At 35.2% G+C, this 22430-nt stretch carries 27 protein-coding genes, 1 rRNA gene and 1 pseudogene; 6 read left to right on the top strand and 23 right to left on the bottom strand.

All coding sequences use genetic code 11. From position 1 onward, the window contains the following. The 6 genes from BUB12_RS14715 to BUB12_RS14690 all read right to left on the bottom strand — a co-directional run. A 16S ribosomal RNA gene (locus BUB12_RS14715) occupies positions 1 to 201 on the bottom strand; the annotation flags it as partial. A gap of 517 nt (positions 202 to 718) precedes the next feature. Continuing rightward, the gene (locus tag BUB12_RS14710) at positions 719 to 2155 is read right to left on the bottom strand and encodes a flotillin family protein (RefSeq protein WP_072891669.1); all 1437 of its coding nucleotides are present in this window, start codon (positions 2153 to 2155) and stop codon (positions 719 to 721) included. A gap of 133 nt (positions 2156 to 2288) precedes the next feature. Next, positions 2289 to 2843 carry a maltose acetyltransferase domain-containing protein gene (locus BUB12_RS14705; protein ID WP_072891666.1) on the bottom strand — a complete coding sequence of 185 codons (555 nt, stop codon included), beginning with the start codon at positions 2841 to 2843 and terminating at the stop codon, positions 2289 to 2291. 121 nt (positions 2844 to 2964) lie between these two features. Then, on the bottom strand, positions 2965 to 4011 hold the full coding sequence (locus tag BUB12_RS14700; protein WP_072891665.1) for an FUSC family protein: 1047 nt from the start codon (positions 4009 to 4011) through the stop codon (positions 2965 to 2967). A gap of 260 nt (positions 4012 to 4271) precedes the next feature. Further along, entirely contained in the window at positions 4272 to 4421 is a 150-nt protein-coding gene (gene sspO / locus BUB12_RS14695) for a small acid-soluble spore protein O (protein ID WP_072891664.1), read from the bottom strand. 85 nt (positions 4422 to 4506) lie between these two features. After that, positions 4507 to 5679: a hydroxymethylglutaryl-CoA synthase gene (locus BUB12_RS14690; protein WP_072891663.1), complete on the bottom strand. Its 1173-nt coding sequence runs from the start codon at positions 5677 to 5679 to the stop codon at positions 4507 to 4509. 243 nt (positions 5680 to 5922) lie between these two features. On the opposite strand from BUB12_RS14690, the gene BUB12_RS14685 reads away from it, so the two are divergent. Further along, entirely contained in the window at positions 5923 to 6195 is a 273-nt protein-coding gene (locus tag BUB12_RS14685; protein WP_072891662.1) for a hypothetical protein, read from the top strand. 462 nt (positions 6196 to 6657) lie between these two features. Here BUB12_RS14685 and cyoE read toward each other — a convergent pair whose 3' ends face one another. The 6 genes from cyoE to BUB12_RS14655 form a co-directional block, all read right to left on the bottom strand. Then, the gene (gene cyoE, locus BUB12_RS14680; protein WP_072891661.1) at positions 6658 to 7578 is read right to left on the bottom strand and encodes a heme o synthase; all 921 of its coding nucleotides are present in this window, start codon (positions 7576 to 7578) and stop codon (positions 6658 to 6660) included. 139 nt (positions 7579 to 7717) lie between these two features. Beyond that, positions 7718 to 8104 carry a YidH family protein gene (locus BUB12_RS14675; RefSeq protein ID WP_072891660.1) on the bottom strand — a complete coding sequence of 129 codons (387 nt, stop codon included), beginning with the start codon at positions 8102 to 8104 and terminating at the stop codon, positions 7718 to 7720. A 22-nt stretch (positions 8105 to 8126) separates the two neighbouring features. Beyond that, positions 8127 to 8729: a class I SAM-dependent methyltransferase gene (locus BUB12_RS14670; RefSeq protein ID WP_072891659.1), complete on the bottom strand. Its 603-nt coding sequence runs from the start codon at positions 8727 to 8729 to the stop codon at positions 8127 to 8129. A gap of 23 nt (positions 8730 to 8752) precedes the next feature. Continuing rightward, entirely contained in the window at positions 8753 to 9253 is a 501-nt protein-coding gene (locus BUB12_RS14665; RefSeq protein ID WP_072891658.1) for a GNAT family N-acetyltransferase, read from the bottom strand. A gap of 204 nt (positions 9254 to 9457) precedes the next feature. Continuing rightward, positions 9458 to 9658: a cold-shock protein CspD gene (cspD, locus tag BUB12_RS14660; RefSeq protein WP_072891657.1), complete on the bottom strand. Its 201-nt coding sequence runs from the start codon at positions 9656 to 9658 to the stop codon at positions 9458 to 9460. Between the two features lie 301 nt (positions 9659 to 9959). After that, positions 9960 to 10313, bottom strand: coding sequence for a spore coat protein (locus tag BUB12_RS14655; protein WP_407668457.1), 354 nt, complete (start codon positions 10311 to 10313; stop codon positions 9960 to 9962). Between the two features lie 262 nt (positions 10314 to 10575). Here BUB12_RS14655 and BUB12_RS17560 point away from each other — a divergent pair, with 262 nt between their 5' ends. Together BUB12_RS17560 and BUB12_RS17555 are read left to right on the top strand one after the other, a co-directional pair. Further along, entirely contained in the window at positions 10576 to 10797 is a 222-nt protein-coding gene (locus BUB12_RS17560; RefSeq protein WP_143155648.1) for a hypothetical protein, read from the top strand. Positions 10798 to 10815: 18 nt separating this feature from the next. After that, positions 10816 to 11175 (top strand): annotated as a pseudogene (locus BUB12_RS17555) (restriction endonuclease); the annotation flags it as partial. A gap of 88 nt (positions 11176 to 11263) precedes the next feature. On the opposite strand, the gene BUB12_RS18205 reads toward BUB12_RS17555, so the two are convergent. Next, entirely contained in the window at positions 11264 to 11398 is a 135-nt protein-coding gene (locus tag BUB12_RS18205) for a hypothetical protein (protein ID WP_268801943.1), read from the bottom strand. A gap of 158 nt (positions 11399 to 11556) precedes the next feature. On the opposite strand from BUB12_RS18205, the gene BUB12_RS14645 reads away from it, so the two are divergent. Further along, positions 11557 to 12747: an MFS transporter gene (locus BUB12_RS14645; protein WP_072891656.1), complete on the top strand. Its 1191-nt coding sequence runs from the start codon at positions 11557 to 11559 to the stop codon at positions 12745 to 12747. A 25-nt stretch (positions 12748 to 12772) separates the two neighbouring features. Here BUB12_RS14645 and BUB12_RS14640 read toward each other — a convergent pair whose 3' ends face one another. Further along, complete coding sequence (locus tag BUB12_RS14640; RefSeq protein ID WP_072891655.1) at positions 12773 to 14161, bottom strand: tetratricopeptide repeat protein; 1389 nt, start codon at positions 14159 to 14161, stop codon at positions 12773 to 12775. A 161-nt stretch (positions 14162 to 14322) separates the two neighbouring features. Here BUB12_RS14640 and BUB12_RS14635 point away from each other — a divergent pair, with 161 nt between their 5' ends. Beyond that, positions 14323 to 16143, top strand: a complete 1821-nt coding sequence (locus tag BUB12_RS14635; RefSeq protein ID WP_072891654.1) for a S9 family peptidase — start codon at positions 14323 to 14325, stop codon at positions 16141 to 16143. A 402-nt stretch (positions 16144 to 16545) separates the two neighbouring features. Here BUB12_RS14635 and BUB12_RS14630 read toward each other — a convergent pair whose 3' ends face one another. The 4 genes from BUB12_RS14630 to BUB12_RS17755 form a co-directional block, all read right to left on the bottom strand. Next, on the bottom strand, positions 16546 to 17421 hold the full coding sequence (locus BUB12_RS14630; protein ID WP_072891653.1) for an NAD-dependent epimerase/dehydratase family protein: 876 nt from the start codon (positions 17419 to 17421) through the stop codon (positions 16546 to 16548). Between the two features lie 161 nt (positions 17422 to 17582). Beyond that, entirely contained in the window at positions 17583 to 17720 is a 138-nt protein-coding gene (locus BUB12_RS17760) for a hypothetical protein (protein WP_159431588.1), read from the bottom strand. A 59-nt stretch (positions 17721 to 17779) separates the two neighbouring features. Further along, positions 17780 to 18424: a Type 1 glutamine amidotransferase-like domain-containing protein gene (locus BUB12_RS14625; protein WP_072891652.1), complete on the bottom strand. Its 645-nt coding sequence runs from the start codon at positions 18422 to 18424 to the stop codon at positions 17780 to 17782. 15 nt (positions 18425 to 18439) lie between these two features. Further along, positions 18440 to 18607 (bottom strand): hypothetical protein, encoded by a 168-nt coding sequence (locus BUB12_RS17755; protein WP_159431587.1) that lies wholly within the window; start codon positions 18605 to 18607, stop codon positions 18440 to 18442. Positions 18608 to 18802: 195 nt separating this feature from the next. Here BUB12_RS17755 and BUB12_RS14620 point away from each other — a divergent pair, with 195 nt between their 5' ends. Then, positions 18803 to 19411 (top strand): DUF3298 and DUF4163 domain-containing protein, encoded by a 609-nt coding sequence (locus BUB12_RS14620; RefSeq protein ID WP_084063365.1) that lies wholly within the window; start codon positions 18803 to 18805, stop codon positions 19409 to 19411. Between the two features lie 637 nt (positions 19412 to 20048). Here BUB12_RS14620 and BUB12_RS14615 read toward each other — a convergent pair. The 5 genes from BUB12_RS14615 to BUB12_RS17920 all read right to left on the bottom strand — a co-directional run bounded on the left by BUB12_RS14615 (position 20049) and on the right by BUB12_RS17920 (position 22095). Beyond that, entirely contained in the window at positions 20049 to 20873 is an 825-nt protein-coding gene (locus BUB12_RS14615; RefSeq protein WP_072891651.1) for an alpha/beta fold hydrolase, read from the bottom strand. Positions 20874 to 20967: 94 nt separating this feature from the next. Further along, a complete protein-coding gene (locus BUB12_RS14610) occupies positions 20968 to 21261 on the bottom strand; it encodes a Dabb family protein (protein ID WP_072891650.1) in 294 nt (97 codons plus the stop codon). Between the two features lie 76 nt (positions 21262 to 21337). After that, entirely contained in the window at positions 21338 to 21613 is a 276-nt protein-coding gene (locus tag BUB12_RS14605) for a hypothetical protein (RefSeq protein ID WP_072891649.1), read from the bottom strand. A gap of 171 nt (positions 21614 to 21784) precedes the next feature. Next, positions 21785 to 21910, bottom strand: a complete 126-nt coding sequence (locus BUB12_RS18110) for a DUF6254 family protein (RefSeq protein WP_234982731.1) — start codon at positions 21908 to 21910, stop codon at positions 21785 to 21787. A 17-nt stretch (positions 21911 to 21927) separates the two neighbouring features. Further along, positions 21928 to 22095: a hypothetical protein gene (locus BUB12_RS17920; RefSeq protein ID WP_200801087.1), complete on the bottom strand. Its 168-nt coding sequence runs from the start codon at positions 22093 to 22095 to the stop codon at positions 21928 to 21930. Positions 22096 to 22430 lie beyond the last annotated feature (335 nt).

Genomic DNA, 22430 nt, shown 5'->3' with positions numbered 1-22430 from the left:
TAAAAGTATTATCCGGTATTAGCTCACGTTTCCGCGAGTTATCCCAGTCTTACAGGCAGGTTGCCCACGTGTTACTCACCCGTCCGCCGCTCGATCCACTCACGTCCCTCCGAAGAGTTCAGTGAGGTTCACGCGCTCGACTTGCATGTATTAGGCACGCCGCCAGCGTTCGTCCTGAGCCAAGATCAAACTCTCCAAAAAAGTTAAAGTTTGTCTATAATTGACACCAATCAATTATAGGTAAGTTCTTAGCTACTAGAAGCAATGCTTCTAGGTTTTTTATAAAGAAAAACAGGGTTGCTTTTCTTAACATACTGGTTGTTTTGTTCAGTTTTCAAAGAGCAAATATTTCGGGTTGCTTTTTTGAAGCAACTTTTACATAATATCAAACTCACTTAATGAAGTCAAGATATTTCTTGAAATGTTTTATAATTAATTGTTGCTTTTTTGAAGCGACCTAAATAATATATCATAGTTCAAAAGAAAATGTCAACACATTATTTATAAATTATTTTGTGCAAATAATCTACATCACTGTCATCAACAGTGGAATCTAATAATACAATTATTATTCGACAAAGTCAACAGTATTTAAAATATCATTTTTTTCCAAGATAACCAGCTCTATCCTATACCGACATCTCTAATATATTATAATTAGAATCATTTTGTGCTTGTCTATTATTAAAAAGCCGCACAAAATTGTGCAGCTTTTTATTTATTCCTTATTTTCTTCTTGCTCTTTAGTTACGGACACTTCTTTAAAGTCTTCTTTTTCATAGTTTCTACCATTAGATACATAGCTTTCTAGAAGTGCTTTCAAATCAATTCCAGTAGTTTCTTTTAAAGACTCCTGAATTCCTAACATAGTTGATGTTACATTACTAGCAATATTCGAGGCTCCACCATTAGAATTTGAGCCACCCATATCAATTACTTTCATATCACTTATTTGTGATAATGGAGCTGAGACTTTTTCGGCATATTCCGGTAAGACATTTATAAGCATCTCAACAATAGCAGCTTCACCGTATTTCTCCATAGCTTCTGCCATTCGTTCTTTCGACTCTGCTTCTGCTAAACCACGTTGACGAATTACTTCTGCTTCGGATTCCCCTTTAATTCTTTCTTGTTCTGCTTCTGCTTGAGCTTTCTTCGTTAATTTATAGGCTTCTGTATCTGCAATGGAACGGCGCCGTTTATTCTCTTCTTCTTCTAATTCTACTGCACGTCTTTTCTCGATAAACTTAACTTTTAACTCTTCCTCTTTCACTTGTTGTGCTAGTTTTTGTCTTTCAAGTTCTCCAGCTTGCTCTGCTCTTGCCCGTGCACGATTAGCTTCTTTTTCAAACTCTGCCTGCTTAATATCTTTCTCATTCTTCGATTCTGCAATTTCAATGTGTCGGAGGTTCTCCTCTTCCTTCGCTTCTTGTTCATTCTTTGCACGATAGATTCGTGTTTCTTTTTCCGCGTCGGATTCTGCTTTGTTAGCTTTTTTCTGAACCTCTGCAATATGCGGGCGACCAAGAGCATCTATATAACCATTTTCTTTATCGACATCTTCTACATCATTTAAAGCAAAGGATGTAATCTCAAAGCCCATCCCTTTTAGATCAGATTCAGCAATCTTTTTTACTTGAGTATTTACTTCCTTGAAGTCATTATATATTTTCTCTATTGGTAATGAAGCAATGATAGAACGCAGATGTCCATTAAGTACATCTTTTAATTCCTCTTCTCGCTCTTTCTGCTTTTTTCCTAAAAATTTCTCAGCAAAGTTTGCCATGATTTCAAGTTCACTACCTATACTGATAACCGCCGTACTTGCTACACGAACGGGGATCCCTTCTTTTGTATACGCCTTATCTGAGTTTACTTGTAATTGGAAAGATGTAAGGTCAATAGGCGTTGCCGTTTGAAACATACGTAGGCGATATCCGCCACCTCGTATTATTTTTACAGAACGACCATTTTCGTCTTGAAATACATTTCTTTCTTTTTCAGGATCACCAAGATTAGGCCCAGTAACAATTAACGCCTCATTGGAACTTGCTGTTTTATATCGGAGTCTAAAGATAATTAACGTTATTAGTCCTCCAATAACAACAATTACAGCTAGAGCAATCAAGATAATAAAAATTAATGCTTCTGTCAAAACGCCACTCCCTTTCGTAAATATTCCCACAAAAAAATGGGTGATTGTTACTATTACATAACGGTTATCACCCATTAAAAGTTTCACTATTATATATATTATTTCGATTTTTTAGAAAAATGACCTGATTATTCTATAGCTCCTTAATTACTTTTGCAGGATTGCCTCCAACGACAACATTATCTGGCACATCTTTTGTTACTACTGCTCCAGATGCAATCACGGCATTATTCCCAATTTTTACTCCTGGATTAATTACTGCTCTTCCACCAATCCAAACATTATCTCCAATAGTGACAGGTTTTCCTAATTCATAACCTGAAGATCGTTCAATTGGATCTAAGGGATGTGTTGCTGTATAGATATGAACACCTGGAGCAATCATACAGTTCTTTCCGATTCGTATTTCACAAACATCCAACATCACACAATCAAAATTTGCGTAAAAGTCCTCACCAACATGAATATTAGAACCATAATCACATCGGAAACTTGGTTCAATAATGATATTCTCCCCTGTTGAACCAAGGAGGTCTTTTAGCAAATCTTTTCTAATACTATCATCTGCTTCAAGTGATTGATTATATAATCGTGTTAACTTTCGAGCATATAATCGTTCCTTAACTAGTTGGGTATCTTCTGGATTATACATTTCACCATCAAGCATCTTTTGTTTTTCTGATTTCATATTTGATCACCTAAGTCTATAATGAATTTATTCCCTTCATACTATCATAATCTCGGTTTCAATGTTGATGTGTTTACTAAAAAACCCTGGCACTTGTTTCAGAAGCACCAGGGGGTTATACTTACCTTTTTTCCTTACTTTCTTTCATTCGAACAAATCGTTCTAATTTATCCAACTCAAAAAATAATTCAATAATACTATTAGCTATCGGAAAGACATGTGTCCACTTTTCAAAATCTGAACCTTGTAATTCATCAATTAAATTATTTATAGTTACTTGCATTGCTGCTTTGATTTCTTTTTGCAAGTCACGATCAAGTACAATTTTATTTTCATATAAAAGGATAATGTTTTCACTATATACGTTAATCTCATTTACCAATTTTTTAATTAGAAATGCTTTATTACTTGGAATGGATTCGACTTCTTTAATATTTTTCTCGAGATGACTAATTAATGTTTGCTTTTTAATAAGAACTTCAATCATATGTTTATAAATAATAATATTCCTAAAAAATGTTTGGCGATTTTTTATAAATAAGCGATTTCTTTCATCTCTAATGATATCGTAGTATTTCTTTACTTCAGAGATTTGTTTATCAATCTCGTCATTTTCTTCTTTCATTTGTGGAATGCTCATTGTTTTATTTGGAATAACGCGTAGCATGAAGTTCGTTTTTTCACTTGCTTTTTTTATCATGCCAAATAAGATGTTTTGATGATCTGGTGGAAAAACAATCACATTTATAACAAATGCAGATAAAACCCCGATAGCCACAAGTGACAATCGCTCAAAAATATAAACAAAATTAATTCCACTATCGTCTCCTAACATCATCGTAATAATGGTAAGAACAGTTAAGCTAACCGTTTTATAAAGACCTAATCTAATATTAATTGCTATTGAGATGATAACAACTGCACCTACCGATAGTGGATGAATCCCCAGTAAAAATGCACCAAGTAAAGCAAAAATTACCCCTACACTATTTGAAATCACAACTTCTTTTATATATGTGTAGGACCTCATAATTGAGGGTTGCATTGCTAGAACAGCAGCAATTGCAGCTACAATCTCTAGCTTCAAATCAAGTAAGCCTGTAACCATCAAAGTTAATGCAACCGCAAGACCCGTCTTTACCATTCGCGGGCCAATATTAAATTCCATTTTGTTTTGCACCTCTAATTTTTTTAAAATTCATGTTTACAAATTCATGAAGAGTTCCTTTGAATAGACTTATTATAGTGATTCCTTCGCTACTTTTCAATAGAATTATACTATTAATTGTAGATTAAAAGAATAAAGTTCTTTTTTATTCATTAACTAGGAAATATGCCCCATGCAGAATACTGACATGAAAGGGACACCTGGAATGAAAATAGCCACAACACATGGAAAAATGTATTGTGGCTACGTTCATAGAATCTCTACTGACGCTTCTTTGTTTTCTTATTGTTGTACTTTTCATTAGCTGTTAGTGGTTCATTAGCAAATTCGTGGTCAAATTCTTTTGATAGATTCTTTCTCACCTTTTGTTCATCACTAAAACCAGGATCACTTTTTCGTTTCTTTCCCATAGTATACACCTCCATACCAATAGTTTGTCTCATAAAAACCAAGGTATGTAATAGAAAAAAACTCTGGGATTACTCCCAGAGTTGCTTAATTATTTTTATTAACATATTGGCGCATATGATCATTTACGCCTGCTAAACAAATCGGTGCAGGGTCTTGTTCGATGTCCAGTTCAATATTTGCCCCGTCTTTCGGCAATGTATTTTCGAATATTTCCTCATATTCTTCTACTGAAACTTCTTTTCTAGATGCAAAAAGTGATTCATGACTAGCAAGATGTAGGTGCTCACGATAATTCGGCTGTAAAACTCCAGTAAAGAACTCACCTACCGCCCCAGAACCATAACTAAACATTCCAATTCTTGAACCAGATGCTAAGTCTTCTTTTCGTTCTAATAAGGATAGTAAGCTTAAATATAAGGAACCAGTGTAAATATTTCCTACATTTCTATTGTACATTGTACTTATTTGATAATTTTCTTTTAAACGATCTTGAACGTTTTCAGGCGCTTCCTCAAGAACGGTACGTAATGCTTTAAGTCCCATCTTAGTGTAAGGTAAATGATAACAAATTGCTTCAAAATCCTCTAAAGCATGTCCGGTCATTTCTTTATATTGTCCCCACACTTTGTTAAAGAAGGCTATATATTGTTCATTACTAAATTTACCATCCACAAACGCTTGGTCCGAATAGATTGGGCGCCAGAAATCCATAATATCATTCGTATAATAGACGTTATTTTCTTCTAGGGCCATAATTTTAGGATCAGCACTAATTACCATGGCAACTGCACCTGCTCCTTGAGTTGCTTCACCACTAGTGTTTAACCCGTAACGAGCAATATCTGCTCCTAAAACCAACACTTTACTATCTGGATTTAATGCAATATGTCCTTTTGCCATCTGAAGTCCAGCTGTCGCTCCATAGCACGCTTGTTTTACTTCAACTGCTCGAGCGTTCGGTTTTAACCCTAATAATTGATGGACATATACAGCAGATGATTTCGAATGGTCAATACCGGATTCTGTTCCAAAAATAACAAAATCAATTTTTTCTTTATCATCTTCATCAATTATTTCTAAAGCTGCATTTGCTGCTAGTGTAACAGCATCTTGTGTTATAGGAGGTACGGCCATTTTTTCCTGACCAATTCCAATTGTGAATTTTTCTGGTTCAACATTTCTAGCTACTGCTAGCTTGTTCATATCTACATATAAATGAGGTGCATAAAATCCAATTTTGTCTATTCCTATTTTCAACATGAAATCCCCTTTTATAAAGTTTTGCACATGATGTTGTAGAGAAGTCCCCCTAATATTCATGTGAAGATTTGCACAAAAACAAGTACTTTCTCATAAGTCAATAATAATATATTGTCGAATGAAAGGCAATTCGAATTGATTTTTCATCCATGCCTTGAATTCTTCTATGATGGTTTAGCCGTATAAACATAACTTTCTATGGAACAATAAATGCATAATCATTATTGGAGGTATAGAAACATGACACATAATCTACATCAACAACTGCAAAATGCTAGCCAAAACATAAAACAAGCTCAACAAGATGTTATTAGTGCTCAAGGTTCTAACTTAAACCTTGTACAACAGGCACATGAAAAATTACAGCAAGCTGAGCAAGCGCTTGAAGCCGTCCAAAATCAATATAATAAAGAAGCTACAGAAAACGCTCAATTCCAACAAGCCTATGAAGAGTTACATGACGTGCGCCAACAAATTCAAGAAGCTCAACAAAACATTACCGATATTTTATAAAACAATACGCTTGGTAGCCCAAGCGTTTTTTATATTCAAACAAAAGGTGCTGGTACAGAAATAATTATATGCACTCTAAAACTAACGATTCTAGTCAAATAAGCGGTAAATGTTAGCTTTTTATAGTTAATAAGAACTCAAGTTAGTGCTTAGTTGATTTCATTGCTAAACAACAATCTAAATTGCAATTTAACTTGATTGATGCTAAAACTAGCGGAGGAAATACACGAAGACTCCTCGGAAATAAAAAACAATTTCCTTCGTGCGATGATAATGCTTCCGATGCCCTTCTTATCCTGCGGGAACAGAGGCTCACCAGCCGCCCGCGGAAAGCGAAGTGTATTTTCCGTAGCGATAGAATTTACACCATCACTAAAAATTCGCTCTTAATCTCAAAAAATCCGAACAATTCAATGTTCGGATTTTGATATCACTATAATACTTATGTCCAGTCTCAAATTTTTATAAGTTAAAAATAATCCCCATTAATGAGTAGATGATTACCGTCGAAAAAAGAACGGTCATATACAACAATGAAAATACAAACAATTTTTTCGCCCATTTTTTTGAATCAGTAAGTCTTGTCCCATGATATCCCTTAATACTTATAATTAACCAAATGATTCCTAATAAAAGAGCTACCAACATTAAACCCAAACTTAAGGTAATGAATAAAAAACTTACCAAAATCAAAATAACCAAATAAATATTTGTTTGAATATACGTTCTTCTTATTCCTTTTACAACAGGTAACATCGGGACATTCGCTGCTTTATATTCATCATGTCTCCGAATCGCAATCGCATAAAAGTGAGGCATTTGCCAAAGAATCAAGATGACAAATAGTCCAAGAATTGCAGGGTGTGTAATGTCTGGATAGACAGCTGCCCAGCCTATCAATGGTGGCATTCCTCCTGACAAACTCCCTATTTCTGTATTATAGACCGTTCTACGTTTACTCCACATCGTATAAGGTACTACATACAAAAACAGCCCCATAAATCCAAGAAATGCTGCTAAAGGAGTTGTAAACATCAATGCACCAATGCCTACGATAGCCATTATGATCGCCATCCACATAACGGTTTTTTCCTTCAATTCCCCCGTAACAGTCGGCCTTGATTTGGTTCTTTCCATAATGGAATCAATATCGCGATCATACAAATTATTAAATGCCCCAGCTGAAGCTATTATTAATGCGGATCCAATGAAAGCAAAAATAATTTCGGGGATTTTTTCCATAATTGGAATTTGATACGTATATAAAGCAAGGGTTAAACCTGCAAACATTGGAATTAAATTTGACTTAATAATCCCAGTTTTAACCGTTGCTGCTATATTCTTTCTTAAACTTTGTTTGTTTTCTGTTTGCGTGTGTCCCATTTTGCTTATATAATCCCTTCCATAAATAATACAAATTATTCGTTAGACAAATATACCGTTAATTATATCACTTTTGCCGACTTTTATCTTAATTTAAGTGTTTTTGTAATATTTTGTCCAAAATTGATGGAAGGCGATGTTATAAAACAGCTATATATCCTGCAAAAATGATTCCAATTAAGATAACAAGAACACCTACTGAAACAAGAGTAATCGTTGTTGATTGAAAGGATTGGTTATTAATGGTTTTTAATTTTTTCAAGTAACTAATAGAAGCTAGGATAATTGTTATTATTCCAATCACTATGGAAGCATAGCCAATAATACTGGCAAATAAATCAGTAATCTCGGATTTTCTAGTATCCACTAGTGAATAATGGAGATTTGTCACTAGAAAACCTAAGCCAATAATTGCAATTGCTGTTCGAATCCAAGCTAAAAATGTTCGTTCATTGGCAAGATGTTGTTGAATATATTTCGAATCGATCGTTTGTGAATTAGATTCTTCTTTTGAATATTTCTTCATAAACCACACTCATTCAATTGGATTATTTCTTTATTATTGCCTGGATTACATGTCCAATTCCTGTGTGTCGTTTTCCTTCAATTCGATCTGCTTCCCCATAATAGAAGTGCAAACACTTGTAGTCTTTTATCCAATTTAATATATCCATTGGATTGTACAGACGGTTTGCTGTTTCTGGACCACCTGTTTTATAGGTAAATTGTTCATCAGAATAGACTTCCAATATTAGAATTCCTCCATTTTTAATGGAGCCCACCATATTTTCAAAAAAATATCGCTGATCCTCTTTTGGTACATGACCAAAAACCATCACCCCTGCATCATAGGTACCTTTAGGTAATGGTTTTTGTGTTAAATTCATTTGAATTGTTTTTATTTCAACATTATTTTCTTTGGCTAATTGATTTGCTTTTGCTAAACCAACTGAAGATAAGTCATATGTCGTTACGTGATGGCCCAATTTCGCTAAGTAGACTCCATTTCTACCTTCACCTTCAGCAAAACAGGCAACTTTTGAATTTTTGGGAATACGTTTTCCTTTTTCTTTAATAAATTCATTTGGCTTTTTGCCGTATACATACTCAACGTCTGCAAATCGTTCATCCCAATGATTTTTAAAAGTCATTGATTTTCTCCTTTTATTAAAGTCTACCGAACCGACAGTACCATTAATTCTTCATCATAATATTGCCCATTTACTTTTAAAGCATGTTTATCAACACCGTAAGTCTTAAAGCCTGTATTCTGATATAGCCTTTTCGCTGCATCATTTGTCGTTACTACCGAAAGATATACTTGCTCTACTCCATCCCATTCCTTTATCTTATTAATAGCAGATTCAAGAAGCTTACTTGCAACACCATGTCGACGATTTTCCGGTTTAACATATGTAGCATAAATATTGGTCCTATGATATATTTTCACTCGTTGCTCCCTTACGATAGAAATGACCCCTACAAGCAGGTTATTTTCAAAAGCTCCAATAGTATAAGAAGTATCCCCACTGAATCGTTCTTCATATTTCTCAATCGAATACTTCTTTTCTTCCTCATAGCTCGACGAAAAAGCCTCAGGATTATTTTGTAATGCTTCCAATCGAATAGTCAAATACTCCTTGGCATCTTCTGGTTTCAATATTCTAATTTCCATATTAATTCCCCCTCGCACAAGTAATTAATTGTCCTCTATTTTAACATATATTTGAAATTTTCTAGAAAGTATTTTACATTTTCACATGGAGTTAATAAGTTGAGATGAATTTAGATGGTGGTTTTTTTGGATCTGGTTAAATAAAACCAATAGAAAAGCCCTTCTCAAATTAAATTGAGAAGGGCTATATTTGTTTTGGTTTACTTACGCTTTAACAACGTTAGCAGCTTGTGGTCCACGGTTACCTTCAACGATGTCGAAAGAAACTTCTTGACCTTCTTCTAGAGTTTTGAATCCGTCACCTTCGATAGCTGAGAAATGAACGAATACATCGTCTCCACCTTCAACTTCGATAAATCCAAAACCTTTTTCTGCGTTAAACCATTTTACTGAACCTTTGTTCATAAGAAAATTCCTCCATGTGCTTTTCATGCACGTTTATTACTAATCTTTGTTCTAAAACAATTAACCAAGAAGACAGATGTATCTTGTATTGCTAACCGAACATCAATAAGTTAATCTTATTATAACACTAAATCCAAAATATCTATACCTTTTTTTAAAAATATTTTACTCAAATTATGGAAATACCTTATTTTCTGCGCTTTAACACTCTTTTTAAACTAATTTCAAGTAGTCATTTATAGCTTTTAAACGAATTACAGCTGCTTATGTACCCCATCACTCTTCTGATGGGGTTCGTCACTTAGTCGTTAAATCCTCCAAACCCTATTCCAGGATAACCATAGCCTCCTTGATAATGACCATAACCTGCTCCTGGATAACCACCATATCCAGGATATCCACCTTGACCCGGTACATTTGGTTGGTAACCGTAGCCTGGCATTCCTGGTTGACCATATCCTCCATAACCAAATCCTGGTCCATATCCACCAGGACCATAATGATGTGGATGGTGATGATGATGTCCTAGTAAATTACTTCCTAAATATCCAATCCCCGCTCCTATTAATCCAGTTGTTAGTGGTCCTAATCCTGCACCAAAGATTCGTGGGTCGGTTGGTTCATTTCTATACATTGGAACATTATGATTATACATTTACATTCCCCTCTTCTAAAAAATAGTAACCCTGTAAAATTGGCTTTCCCTATAGCCTATGTACAAATGTCTAGATTGAATAGGCATACAACTACTTTCAGTAATTTCCTATTTTAAAGACCCCCGCAAGAACACTTACACCTATCTCATAGAATCCTTATAAGGGATGGAATATATTCAGCCAATAGTTATGTTATTTCAGCTTAACTCACGTATAAACCTATGAAAATATGAGAAAAATAGCTATTGAGGTGATCATAATATGAGTTTGTTAATTATTTATATCGTAACAGTCGTTGGGGGCTTTATTTGGTATTTAAAGAAGCAAAAAGACTATGAAACTTCTTTACTGAAGAAAAAAGTCGAGGAAAGTGAAAACTTAAAAAGAACGCTAGCTATGGGATTAGCCTATCGCTTTAATTTTCCTACGCAGAAAAATGATGATGGCGAAACCACATACAAAAACGCTACTGACATCTTTTAAAAACAAGATTCATATGAGTTTGAATCCTTTGTAGCCGAAATAATGAAGAATAGGTTTAGAGGCAGTGTCGAGGTAACTCCTAAATCAAATGATTTTGGAGTCGATTTCACACATCAGCGAGAAGACGGGTTGTATTTAGGACAAGTTAAGGTTCATACATCTGATTTAGATTATACAGCAATCGCTCTTGTCCATTCTAATATGGTAAAAATGGAAGCCAATGGTGGATATGTGATAACAACCTCTGACTTCACTCCTTCTGCGAGACAATATGCGAAGGATTTAAAAATCGATTTAATCAATGGAATTGAACTGGTAGAACATTGGATAGACTCCATGAATTCAACATTATTAATAGAAGACGACAAGACAGCGTAGAATTCCATTAAGAAAAGTATATGGTTTAGAAAATCAATCAGTGGGGATTTTGAACCTACAGGATGTAATTCAGTTCCCCCACTGATTTCTATTTATCTTCATCAACTACTTTCCATATCTCATACCACGTTAACCCCAGTTCATTAACTGCATCATCCAAATTGGAGTCTGTTTGAAGCATGTAGTTCTCTAATTCCGGATCCATGTGCATATTCCAGTTCATTCTACACCCTCCTTCGTTTAATTTAATACAAGTATTTACAATTGGTGCCTAATTATTAAAGATTTAGTTAATCGCCTAGAGAAAAAATATGAATTCTGAAATAGAAAGCTCGTCTATTTTCACTATTTTTGAATACATTTTATTTTGAGGTGATTATATTGAAGGAAACAACTATTGAGAAGATGTACATCTTTATCATCATATTTTTTATTACATTAATGATGCGTATTCAAGTTCCTATTTTTACTCCTTACGCTTCTATTCTTGGTGCATCAAGTGTCATTATAGGAATAATTTTGAGTGCTACTTCATTTACGAATCTAATTGGTAATTTATTTGCAGGGCCATTAGTCGACCGAATTGGTAAGAAAGTTTTTATCACGGTACCTGTTTTTATTTCTGGTGGTTTATTTATTGCACATGGATTTGCATCCAATTCTGGACAATTGCTTTTATTGCATGCTTTGAATGGATTTGCACTTGCCTTTATGATTCCAGCTGGCTTTGCTCTGTTAGCAGGGTATGCCAAAAATAGCCATCAACAAGGAAAAAATATTGCTATTAATGGTATTTTAACGACCACATCTAGTGTAATTGGGCCGATTATCGGTGGGATATTAGTAGAGAACTTTGGTTATGAAACGACTTATTTCCTAATCGGTAGTGGAATGATGCTTACTGGATTATATGCTACGCACTTTTTAAAAGAGAGAGCAGAAATTGTTCGAGTTTCTAAAGGAAACCAACGTGTACAATCTGTAAGTCTTCTTTCTGTAGTTACTGCACCTAATCAATTCATCATCTACTTAGCAGGATTTGCTGTCATGTATATTCATGGTGTCTTAATATATGAGATCCCCTATTTAACTGTTGAACAAGGATATTCTACCGTTACTACTGGACAACTCTTTGGCGTGATGGGGATAGGAACATTTTTTACTTTATCCTTACTTTTTATCAATCGATTCAACCCACTTAATCGGTTAATGGTTGGTTTATTTGGAATGAGTCTCGGATTATTTGTGTTATTAACATCAAGCCTTCCATTAGCTGTGCCTATTTTTATTATTGGTTTATTCTTTGGTTTAATTATGCCGGCAATGGCTACTGCGATTACTGATAATGTATCAAAAGATGTTTATGGAAAAGCTTTTGCAGTTATGTCTGCCGTATACTCACTCGGTATTATAGCAAGTTCTTTTATTACTGGAGTTGTAAGGCATATTATTTCTCCATACTTCATTGCTTTTTTAGTCGGAATGATGATCCTTACAATAATGGGCCTCGGTCGACGAGAAAAAGTAAATGCGCCAATTCACAAGGAAAAAGAGACTCGGCTAATCTCTTAAATTACAACTTTCTATTAATTACATGCTATAACGTATTACTATGTTTACGATAAGCTTCCGATTCTTCTGGCATTCCCATTTCTCTGTACGTCTTTGATAGCCATTGAACTGGTTTAGGGTCCTGCGGCTTCATTTCCATTTCCCAACTGAAACATTCAATGGCTCTATCATATAGTTTTAAATCAAAATACAATTCACCTAACGTTTGCATCTCATCTAACTCATTTTCCAGTTGAACCATCTGTTTTACTTTTTTATAAATGGAAAAGTTATCGTAGCTACCTTGTGACTGTTTAAGCCAGTTTTTTACTTCGTTTAATTCCTTTGTTTTTAGCAAGGAAATAACAAAGTTAGTTAAAATGGGTTCTGCTTTGTCAGGAAACTCCTTTGAGATAGGTTTTAGTAAAGCATCCATCGTCTCCATATCTAATGGGCTTGAATTCTTTTCCCAATTGGTTTTCGCAAGCCTATCCCCTATTAGTTGGACTTGCTTGTCATTTAACTGAAACTCTTTCTGTTTCATTAGTCGAAAAAGTTTATCCATATCGTTTATTTCTACATATAACTGAAATAAATCTTGTTGAATTGGGATGAATTTCGGTATTTGTTTGGATACCTTTTCTAAGATGTAAATGTTCTCTACATCATCAAATTGTTCGTTTAGTCGTTCTATTAAGGATTGATAATTTTGTTTAGTGGGCTGGTTGGAAACTTGCCATATCCATAAAGCAATTGCAGATATCCAGCGTGATTGGTTTTCAACTAATTGGATATAGTTGTGGAAATAATGAAGATTTTCTTTTTCGTAGTAATATAGCTTTTCAGCATATAACAGGTCCTTAGTGAATAATTCTTCTGACTTTTCTTCATACATAATAGCATATTTTTGGTATGCAACATCATTTGTCAGTTGTTTCACTAAATTATGATCGGGGGCAAATTCTTTTATGATTTGTGTTATTTGATATGCATGAAATAGCTGACCATTTCGTCGGAAATCATAGAAAATGGAGATCATTTCCTGAAGGAGTTTTTTTTTGGATATAAACGATTCAAAGAAGGTAAGTATAAAAGATTTTTCGTGTGGTGAATAATGAGAGTTTAATTTCTTAAGTAATATGTCAAAACCTATAATATGGCATGGAGCATTAGAGGATAGTAGCTTAGAAACAATTGGATGAGAACCATCAAATACGATTCCGCTTTTGAATGCTTTTTCGATGAAGCAGGCTCTTCTAAGTTTAGTTGTCTTGGCAGCAGTTAAAAAACGATTCTTATAAAAGAATAGATAAAACTCCTCATTCTTTCTATTTACTGCCTCTATAATTTCACCCTGGAGATAGAATACCACTCGTTCTGCTTTTAATTTAATCGGTTGCTGGCGATTGTACACTGTTAACTGGTGTTTTCTCATAGAATTACCTCCTTATTCTTATTATATTAACTATACCATACATTTATCACCGGTTCGAGTTGACTAGCCTACTACCAACTGAATTTTTTAGAAAAATAAGAGGAATTTGCCGATAAAAAATAGAATATATAGATTAACATTATATGGAAAGAAGGGTGTAAATGACAGAAGCAAACAAGCAAGCAACTCGAAAAAAATATACGATTGAACAATTTATGAATACGGAGAGTATTACAGGGGTGTCTTTCTCCCATGATGGCAGTTCTATCTTGTATTCAAGTGATAAAACAGGAGTGTATAATGCCTATTCAATGGACAAAAGTGGTCATAACATTAATCAGTTAACAAATTCTACTACGGACTATATCGTGCCTGTTTCTTATTTTCCAGAAGATCATCGCTTTTTATATGAAAGCGACCAAGGTGGAAATGAAATTACGCATTTATTTGTACAGGATGATAATGGTCAATCGAAAGAATTAACTACTGGTGCTGAAGAAAAGGCTTATTTCCAAGGTTGGAGTAAGGATAAAAAGAGTTTCTTCTATGAATCGAATAAAAGAGACAGTCGGTATATGGATTTATATGAGATGGATATAGCAACATTCAGCACAAAGTTATTGTTTAAAAATGAAGAAGGCTATGAAATTTCAACTATATCACCAGACAAATCCATGATTGCATTACATAAGCCAATTACAGCTAATAATTCGGATATGTACCTTTATTCCAAAGATGGAAGCATTGAACACCTTTCATCACATGAAGGAGATGTACAATATATCCCTGTTGAATTTGATGCGACCAACACGTACCTCTATTACTTAACAGACGAAGACAATGAATTTCTTCTCCTTAATAGAGTTAATCTGAATACTCGAGAAGTAGAACTGGTTGCTAAAGAAGAATGGGATATTAGGATGGTTAAGTTCTCGCCTAACTATCAATATTTGTTATATGCTTTGAATAACGATGGTAAAATCGAAATTAAATTAATGGATACAAACACGGATCAATTTGTTGATATAGTAGGTTTACCAGATGGACAAATTAGTGGTGTGACCTTTTCGCAAAATGAAGAATCATTGGCTTTTCTGTTAAACAGTTCAAACTCGCCAACGAATCTGTATGTTTATGATTTTACTAGTAAACAATTAGACTGCCTAACAGATACGCTTAATCCCGAAATTGATCAAGCTGATTTAGTGGAAGCTAAGGTGGTTCATTACTCTTCCTTTGATGGTTTAGAGATTCCTGCAATTTATTATGAACCACATTTAGAAACTGGACAAAAGGCCCCTGCTTTAGTTTGGGTTCATGGTGGACCAGGCGGGCAATCGATGGTGAATTACAACCCTGTCTTTCAATATCTAGTGAACCATGGGTATGCTGTCATTGCTGTCAATAACCGTGGGAGTTCAGGGTATGGAAAATCCTTCTTTAAAGCAGCTGATCTAAAACATGGAGAGGTTGACTTAGAAGATTGTGTACAAGCTAAGAAGTTTTTAACATCGACTGGAAAGATAGACGAAGATCGAATTGGAATCATCGGTGGCAGTTACGGTGGCTATATGGTATTGGCAGCTTTAGCTTTCCAACCAGATGCTTTTAAGGTCGGAGTAGACATATTCGGAGTTTCCAATTGGGAAAGAACGTTGAAAAATATTCCTGCATGGTGGGAAACGATGCGTGATGCGCTCTATAAAAAGCTCGGAAATCCTTTTACAGATACTGAATACGTTCGTAGCATTTCCCCATTATTCCATGCGGAAAACATAAACAAACCACTCATTGTTTTACAAGGGGCAAATGACCCACGAGTATTAAAAGTGGAATCGGATGAAATAGTAGAATCTGTAAGAAAAAATAATATTCCTGTAGAGTATGTGGTCTTTGATGACGAAGGACACGGATTCACTAAAAGAGAAAACCGCATCAAAGGATATCAAGCAATCAAGGAATTTTTAGATACGTATCTCTAGGCTACTTAATCAAAAGTATTAGATTAATGGTTAATAGCAAACAAAAGTTAGAGCTTAATTGATTCATACTGCTGGCAGTTTAAATAGATATTGATACCAAAACTAGCGTAGGAAATACACGTAGACTCCTCGGAAATAAAGAACAATTTCCTTCGTGCGATGATTATGCTTCCGTAGCGTTACTTGTCCTGTGGGAGCAGAGGCATCGGTGAGACCCCACAGGGCGTAAAACGCCCGAGGAGGCTCACCAGCCGCCCAGGGCAAAGAAGACACTATGAAAGCGACCGAAGGAAGCTTGAATAGATGTCGCCCTTGTGCTGGAAGTGAAAGCGAAGTGTATTTTCCGTAGCGGTCGAATTCGCGCCACCAAAAAGATTTGCTCGTAACTTCAAAAAACTTTTGTCACAGACTCCTCTTATTATTTAAATGGTTAATTAAACCTGGTAACCACTCACTCAAATTAGTAAAAGAATACCCTAATTCTGTCGCTTTTTCATTACTAAGATACCATGTTTCCGGAATTGCATAAGGAGAATCTTGTTGATCAACAGTTGTAATTACTGGTTCCTTACCAACTTCATTTCCGATGACTTGCATTAATTCATTCATTGTAATAACACCATTTGCACAAGCATTAATAGGACCTGAATAATCCGAGCTTCCTACCCCTGCGATAAATTGGCCTGCTTCTATTTGATGGATAAAGCACATTTCAGCACTTGGATTAGGAAAGTATACCGGTTTTTCTTCCTGGATATTTTTTACATAATGAAGTAACCTTTCCGTATAATCCTCTTCGCCAAGTACAATTGGAATACGAACTGCTACAACTGGAAACGAAGCTTTTTGATAAAAATATGCTTCTGCTTGTCTCTTCCCTTCCTTATATGTAACATTTTCCTTATCCACCATTTTTAACTCATATGTCTTTGGGTCAAATAGCTCTTCTTTCATATTTTCTCCTGCATCATAAACAGAAAGTGTAGAAGTAAATACATATCGACCAATTTTACCGGATAGTGCCTTTACAGCTATTTCTGCATCATTAGAAGAAAAACATAATTGGTCAAACACCACATCCCAACTTCTACCTTCAACTGCTTCTTTAAAAGATTCCAAACTAAAACGGTCAAGCTTCAATCTGTCCACCTTATCTCCAAAAGGATCAGTGCTATTTTGTCGAGTTGCTATCGTTACCTGAACTCCTTTTTCTAATAATGTTTCCACAAGATTCACACCAAAAAAACGAGTACCACCAAGAACTAAAGCTGTTTTCATACGTATCCCCTCCCAAGGAACCTAAATCCCTTTTTACTTTTATAAAATAACATTAACAGTAACCAAAATAATTTACTAGAATATTGCATCAGCTTGAAATGTCAAACTGAGATTAAAAACTAACAAGACCTGTAACAAAAAATCTGTTACAGGTCCTAAAACTAATTAAATAAATAAGTTGCTGGTCCAGGGTTTGTTGGGATATCAAAAACGTAAACAGCGAGTATAGCTGCAATAACCATCGCAATAATAATCGATACAATATGTTCACCTAATTTACCGTCTTCCTTATCTAACATATTGTTCGCCTCCAATTTTCTTACTTTATTGAGATTAGGTTATGTGGAATACAGAATTATTATCCACTACCCATATTTAACTGCTCATATGTATAAAGCTCTCCACCTTCAACATCAGCTAAAACTTCATTTTTGAAATAGATCCCCACACTGTCATCAATACCGTATCCCGTTGAGACTCCAGTTTTTTCTACAGCTATTTTAAGATTATTCTTCTCTTTCCATTTTGAAAAATGAACACAAATTACACAACCATTAACTAATCCTAACCCATTATAAAATAATTGTTCGTTTTCCGAGTTATCGATTGGTGAAATCACACACTTAGTTGGGCTAATTAAGGCTCCAGCTGAAAAACCAGCTACTGGGATTCCTTTGTTATACAATTGCTGAATGCCATTACCAATCTCCGTGCCTACAATGTATTTATGATATTCTACTGTATTACCGCCACATATAATAATTCCAGCACTTTCACTAATTTCTTCGACAGAAGTATTATTTGTATTAATAGGCATATAAGAGAATTGATCTATCCCATTTAACTTAAGAACAGATGTGTATTTTTCCATATACTGTTCCCATCCAGGCCTTTCTATAAATAAAATAGATACTTTACCCTTCCTTTTTACTAAGTTCGCATAAGTTTCTCCAAGTCTATTTGTAAAGGGTGGACTACCACCATATAAGAATAAATGCTTCATCGTACTCCCTCGTTTCTATTTAACTAGAACAATCCAAACGATAATAAAAATAATCGCAATTACAATCCAACTTAATGCTGATAGGAAAATTCTTTTTTTGCTATTGACTAATTTAGTGGTTAATACGAATTCAAACAATCCACCGATAAGTATAAATGCCAAAATAAAAGTCCAATCATTCATCCTTATTCACCGCTTCCCATACCTCATAATTTTCCCTCTTATAATGCTTCAAAAACAATTAAATGATTTCTATATTCTACTATAACCGTAGCTGGAGCGTCACCTTTTTTGTAGTACTCGTCTTTGTTTTCCAATTAAATTAATAAGCACAACACTCATGAAAACGAATAAGATAGGTTAAAAAGGGTGAAGAAAATGCCTACATTCCCTGTTAGTATTGCAACGATGAGTGTAAGTACCGGGAAAGACAAAACCATCTATTATCCACAAGTTTATAATATGAGCAATAGGCAATTTGAAAGAGTGATAAATAAGAAAATCATCGATGAATCACAAGCCTTGATTGATATACAAGTCAGTGATTCCCCACAGACCGTCGTTGAAATGCTAGGTACTTTTGAAATTAAAAACAACCAACAAAATGTTCTAAGCCTCTCATTAACAAATTACACATACCACCATCAAGCCGCACATGGGATGACTTATATAAAATCTTTAAATTTTGACTTAGAAAAAGAAAAGCTAATCAACTTAGAGGATTTATTTAAACCTAACAGTAATTATATCGAACGAATCTCCGCGATTATCCAGCAGCAAATTGAACAGAGAGACCTCCCTTTAATTAATGATTTTACAGAAATTAGTCCAAATCAAGACTTCTATCTTGCAGATAAGACGTTAGTTATTTACTTTCAACTATACGATTTAGTCCCATACGCTTACGGGTTTCCAATGTTTCCTATATCAGTATATGATATCCAGGATATTATTAATGAAAACGGTCCATTAGGAAGATTGATGTAATATTACTCTTGTGATATTTAAACAGAATTGAATCAAACTGAAAGAGGCTTGGACAAAAGTATTTTAGATATAGCAAAATCGAACAATGAGTGAAAATGTTCGGATTTTTGAAGTTGTGAGCAAATTATAGTGGCGACCTGAGTCGATCGCTACGGAAAATACACTACGCTTTCCGCGGGCGGCTGGTGAGCCTCCTCGAGCCGCATGCTCGTCGCGTTAGTTGTTCAGAGAAGTATTGCTCCTCGCAACTCGTTGCTTACTCGGCAGAAGTTTTGCTCGTTGCTCTCCGGGGTCTCTCCTATGCCTCCGCTCCCGCAGGAGTCTACGTGTATTTCCTTCGCTAGTTTTGGCGTCAATATCGATTTAAAATATTGCAATATATATTGTTGATTGGAGCGGATGGCAGTCGACTCCTGCGGGAATAGCACGTGTCTGAAGACCCCACAGGAAGTGGGGTTCTTCCGTGGAGGCTGAAGCCGTGCCCGCGGAAAGCGACTGCTAGGAGTGGAAATCAACTAAGTTCTAACTTTGAGTTTTCGATAACTTAAAAAGTACCAATCCTCAGAAAACCTATCATTATAATTATTCATTTTTAGGTTGCATACAATTAGTTATGTCCCACCCTCATCTTTAGTGTTTATTTTAAACGTAATAAGAATTGTTCCATTAACTGATTAAATTTTTCACCATACTCCCAAAACATCATATGTCCACCAAGTACTTCCACTTGAGCATTCGGGGCGACTTCATTCATGAAATCTGTTGCTATTTCAGCCCAATGTTCAGCAACAACTGTTAATGTCGGAACAAAATTACTAGCTGTTCTTAATTCATTTCTATAATCAGAAAACATCCCTGAAGCAAATAAGTTCCCTGCAACATAATATGGCGTCTTAAGTGACATTTCTACTAGCCAATCTAACTCTTCTGGCTCTAGATCTCCTTGAATCATTACATTATTTATATAATCCGTAATAAATGCACGTTGCCCTTTGGCATCTCGTAAATAACTGTTATATATAGCTGCGATATCATCTAATGGGCCTTCAACCCAGTCCTTACTGTTTACTGACAAGGATTTTGGAGGCATATCGATCAGTACTAACGCATTTAAATTTTCAGTACCTTGCTGTTTAATATATTCCCAAATTGTTAGACAACCAAACGACCATCCAACTAAGGTTGGATTTTTTACATCTAATTGTTGAAGAATTTTGGCTAAATCAGTCCCATGGGTTACGTAATCATTCCCATGAAGAGCAATCGTTGAGCGTCCATGACTCCTAGGATCTATGGTTATGACTCGGTTCTTCTTAGAAAAGTATTCCAGTTGTTCTGAAAATACTTCCGCTGAAAACGTAAATCCAGGGATAAACACAATTGGCTCTCCTTTTCCAATATCCTGAACTAACACATCAATTCCAGTGTCTACCTCAATATACTTTCTACCTTTATTTTTCATACGAACATCCCCCTATGATTGTTCAATCACTCTAAATATATTAGGGGGAAATAAAAATAATGCTTAACGTAAGCAAATCAACGGATAAAAACCATTAACATTCAAAATCAACCGCAATTAATTCTTCCAAGCCAATTTCTTTTAGAAATGAGACTACTTCTTGATGTTTAGGATGTGGACCATATTCCTCTAACGCTTCCTTACTAGATAAAGTAACAGTTAGTCCAACTTCAAAGCCATTGCTCCGGCCAGAGAAATTAAGACCTGCTTTCAAATCCTCTATACCATGGATTTCATCTTTTAATCCTTTTAACATAGTTATGGCCTGTTTCATTTGATCCTTTGTTGTAGAAGAATGAAACTTAAAGATTACTATGTGCTGAATCATGCAAAATCACGTCCTATTCTATGTATGGATGGGAACAGTCTCCTGTTCTCATCCTGGTTAATTATACCATATGAAACTATTTTCTGAATCCAAAATAACCATGTCCATGGTGATGGTGGCCATGATGCCCATGGTGGTGATGACCGTGATGATGGTGGCCATGATGGTGTCCATGATGATGCCCATGATGATGGTGATGATAGCCATATCCAGGATATCCTTGATAACCATAGCCCTGACCATATCCTCCATAACCTGGTCCATAGTTACCAAATCCACCTGGTTGTTGACCTACATAATTTCCGAATCCAGGTAAAAATGTCCTATTCTCTGACTTCCTTCTATTATTCATATACACATCCTCCTTAAAATCTTATAGATGGTTTCTCTATAGCCTATGTCCATACCAAAAATTTGAACTGGACAAATCTATCAGCATAAATAACCATTTTAGGATGTGTGTTAGTTGTATAAGTGAAGAGCCAGAGAAATTATTATAGTTATTATGGTTTAAAAAGTGATTTTAGTTTTTTTCATTTTTAGTTACTTCATCTGCTAATTGATCTAAGGACTTTACCTTTCCATGAGGGTTTTTAGCATTTTTTTGTGCGCGCCATTGTCTTTCCTTTTGTGCTTTAGAACGTGTCATCCAATACTCTCTCCTTTTTAGTGTACACCTTTATTGTTAGCTCTAATTTTCTTAGCTTTCTCTTTATGTGCTTGATTTGCTTTTGCACTACCAAATTCCTTTGAAAACTCCGTATCTTGTTTACTTGAATCAAAACCCTGCTTATTCTTTTGTTGTGGATCATTTTTCTTTGTTCGCTTTGCCATAAACTCTCCCCTCCTTTCTTATTACTTGTTAATATTTGAAAAGAAAAATGGAATATGCATTAGAAAAGCGCAGAGCGCCCGCTTTGCGACGTATGGACTGCGCCTGGCCATGCCAGGTGGTTCAATATTGCCACGCAAAGTGGCGATCTTAATTGAACATTCATACGTAGGACAAGGAAAGCTACGACAGCGAAACATCGCACGCAGAAAATGCACATGTAAATGCATTTTCAAGGAGATAAAGGAAACATGCCCCTTCATAGGGGTATGCCGACGTTGGACGCAAAGTCCGCTTTTAGTCGGCCTTCCTTTATATCGGAGTCGATGTTGACTTT

Origin of the sequence: Ornithinibacillus halophilus (assembly GCF_900129485.1) — a bacterium.
Lineage (GTDB): Bacteria > Bacillota > Bacilli > Bacillales > Amphibacillaceae > Ornithinibacillus > Ornithinibacillus halophilus.
This window is presented reverse-complemented; position numbering and strand designations above follow the sequence as displayed.

Coding starts and splice junctions, on each gene's coding strand:
- BUB12_RS14670 (WP_072891659.1), bottom strand. CDS start 8,729: ATGACTTTTAAAAATCATTGGGATGAACGATTTGCAGACGTTGAGTAT.
- BUB12_RS18110 (WP_234982731.1), bottom strand. CDS start 21,910: ATGACACGTTCTAAAGCACAAAAGGAAAGACAATGGCGCGCACAAAAA.
- BUB12_RS14620 (WP_084063365.1), top strand. CDS start 18,803: ATGCCTACATTCCCTGTTAGTATTGCAACGATGAGTGTAAGTACCGGG.
- BUB12_RS14625 (WP_072891652.1), bottom strand. CDS start 18,424: ATGAAGCATTTATTCTTATATGGTGGTAGTCCACCCTTTACAAATAGA.
- BUB12_RS14630 (WP_072891653.1), bottom strand. CDS start 17,421: ATGAAAACAGCTTTAGTTCTTGGTGGTACTCGTTTTTTTGGTGTGAAT.
- cyoE (WP_072891661.1), bottom strand. CDS start 7,578: ATGGGACACACGCAAACAGAAAACAAACAAAGTTTAAGAAAGAATATA.
- BUB12_RS14615 (WP_072891651.1), bottom strand. CDS start 20,873: ATGAAAAATAAAGGTAGAAAGTATATTGAGGTAGACACTGGAATTGAT.
- BUB12_RS14675 (WP_072891660.1), bottom strand. CDS start 8,104: ATGAAGAAATATTCAAAAGAAGAATCTAATTCACAAACGATCGATTCG.
- BUB12_RS14665 (WP_072891658.1), bottom strand. CDS start 9,253: ATGGAAATTAGAATATTGAAACCAGAAGATGCCAAGGAGTATTTGACT.
- BUB12_RS14640 (WP_072891655.1), bottom strand. CDS start 14,161: ATGAGAAAACACCAGTTAACAGTGTACAATCGCCAGCAACCGATTAAA.
- BUB12_RS18205 (WP_268801943.1), bottom strand. CDS start 11,398: ATGAACTGGAATATGCACATGGATCCGGAATTAGAGAACTACATGCTT.
- BUB12_RS14635 (WP_072891654.1), top strand. CDS start 14,323: ATGACAGAAGCAAACAAGCAAGCAACTCGAAAAAAATATACGATTGAA.
- BUB12_RS14700 (WP_072891665.1), bottom strand. CDS start 4,011: ATGGAATTTAATATTGGCCCGCGAATGGTAAAGACGGGTCTTGCGGTT.
- BUB12_RS14610 (WP_072891650.1), bottom strand. CDS start 21,261: ATGATTCAGCACATAGTAATCTTTAAGTTTCATTCTTCTACAACAAAG.
- BUB12_RS17560 (WP_143155648.1), top strand. CDS start 10,576: ATGAGTTTGTTAATTATTTATATCGTAACAGTCGTTGGGGGCTTTATT.
- cspD (WP_072891657.1), bottom strand. CDS start 9,658: ATGAACAAAGGTTCAGTAAAATGGTTTAACGCAGAAAAAGGTTTTGGA.
- BUB12_RS17755 (WP_159431587.1), bottom strand. CDS start 18,607: ATGAATGATTGGACTTTTATTTTGGCATTTATACTTATCGGTGGATTG.
- BUB12_RS14685 (WP_072891662.1), top strand. CDS start 5,923: ATGACACATAATCTACATCAACAACTGCAAAATGCTAGCCAAAACATA.
- BUB12_RS14705 (WP_072891666.1), bottom strand. CDS start 2,843: ATGAAATCAGAAAAACAAAAGATGCTTGATGGTGAAATGTATAATCCA.
- BUB12_RS17760 (WP_159431588.1), bottom strand. CDS start 17,720: ATGTTAGATAAGGAAGACGGTAAATTAGGTGAACATATTGTATCGATT.
- BUB12_RS14605 (WP_072891649.1), bottom strand. CDS start 21,613: ATGAATAATAGAAGGAAGTCAGAGAATAGGACATTTTTACCTGGATTC.
- BUB12_RS14655 (WP_407668457.1), bottom strand. CDS start 10,313: ATGTATAATCATAATGTTCCAATGTATAGAAATGAACCAACCGACCCA.
- sspO (WP_072891664.1), bottom strand. CDS start 4,421: ATGGGAAAGAAACGAAAAAGTGATCCTGGTTTTAGTGATGAACAAAAG.
- BUB12_RS17920 (WP_200801087.1), bottom strand. CDS start 22,095: ATGGCAAAGCGAACAAAGAAAAATGATCCACAACAAAAGAATAAGCAG.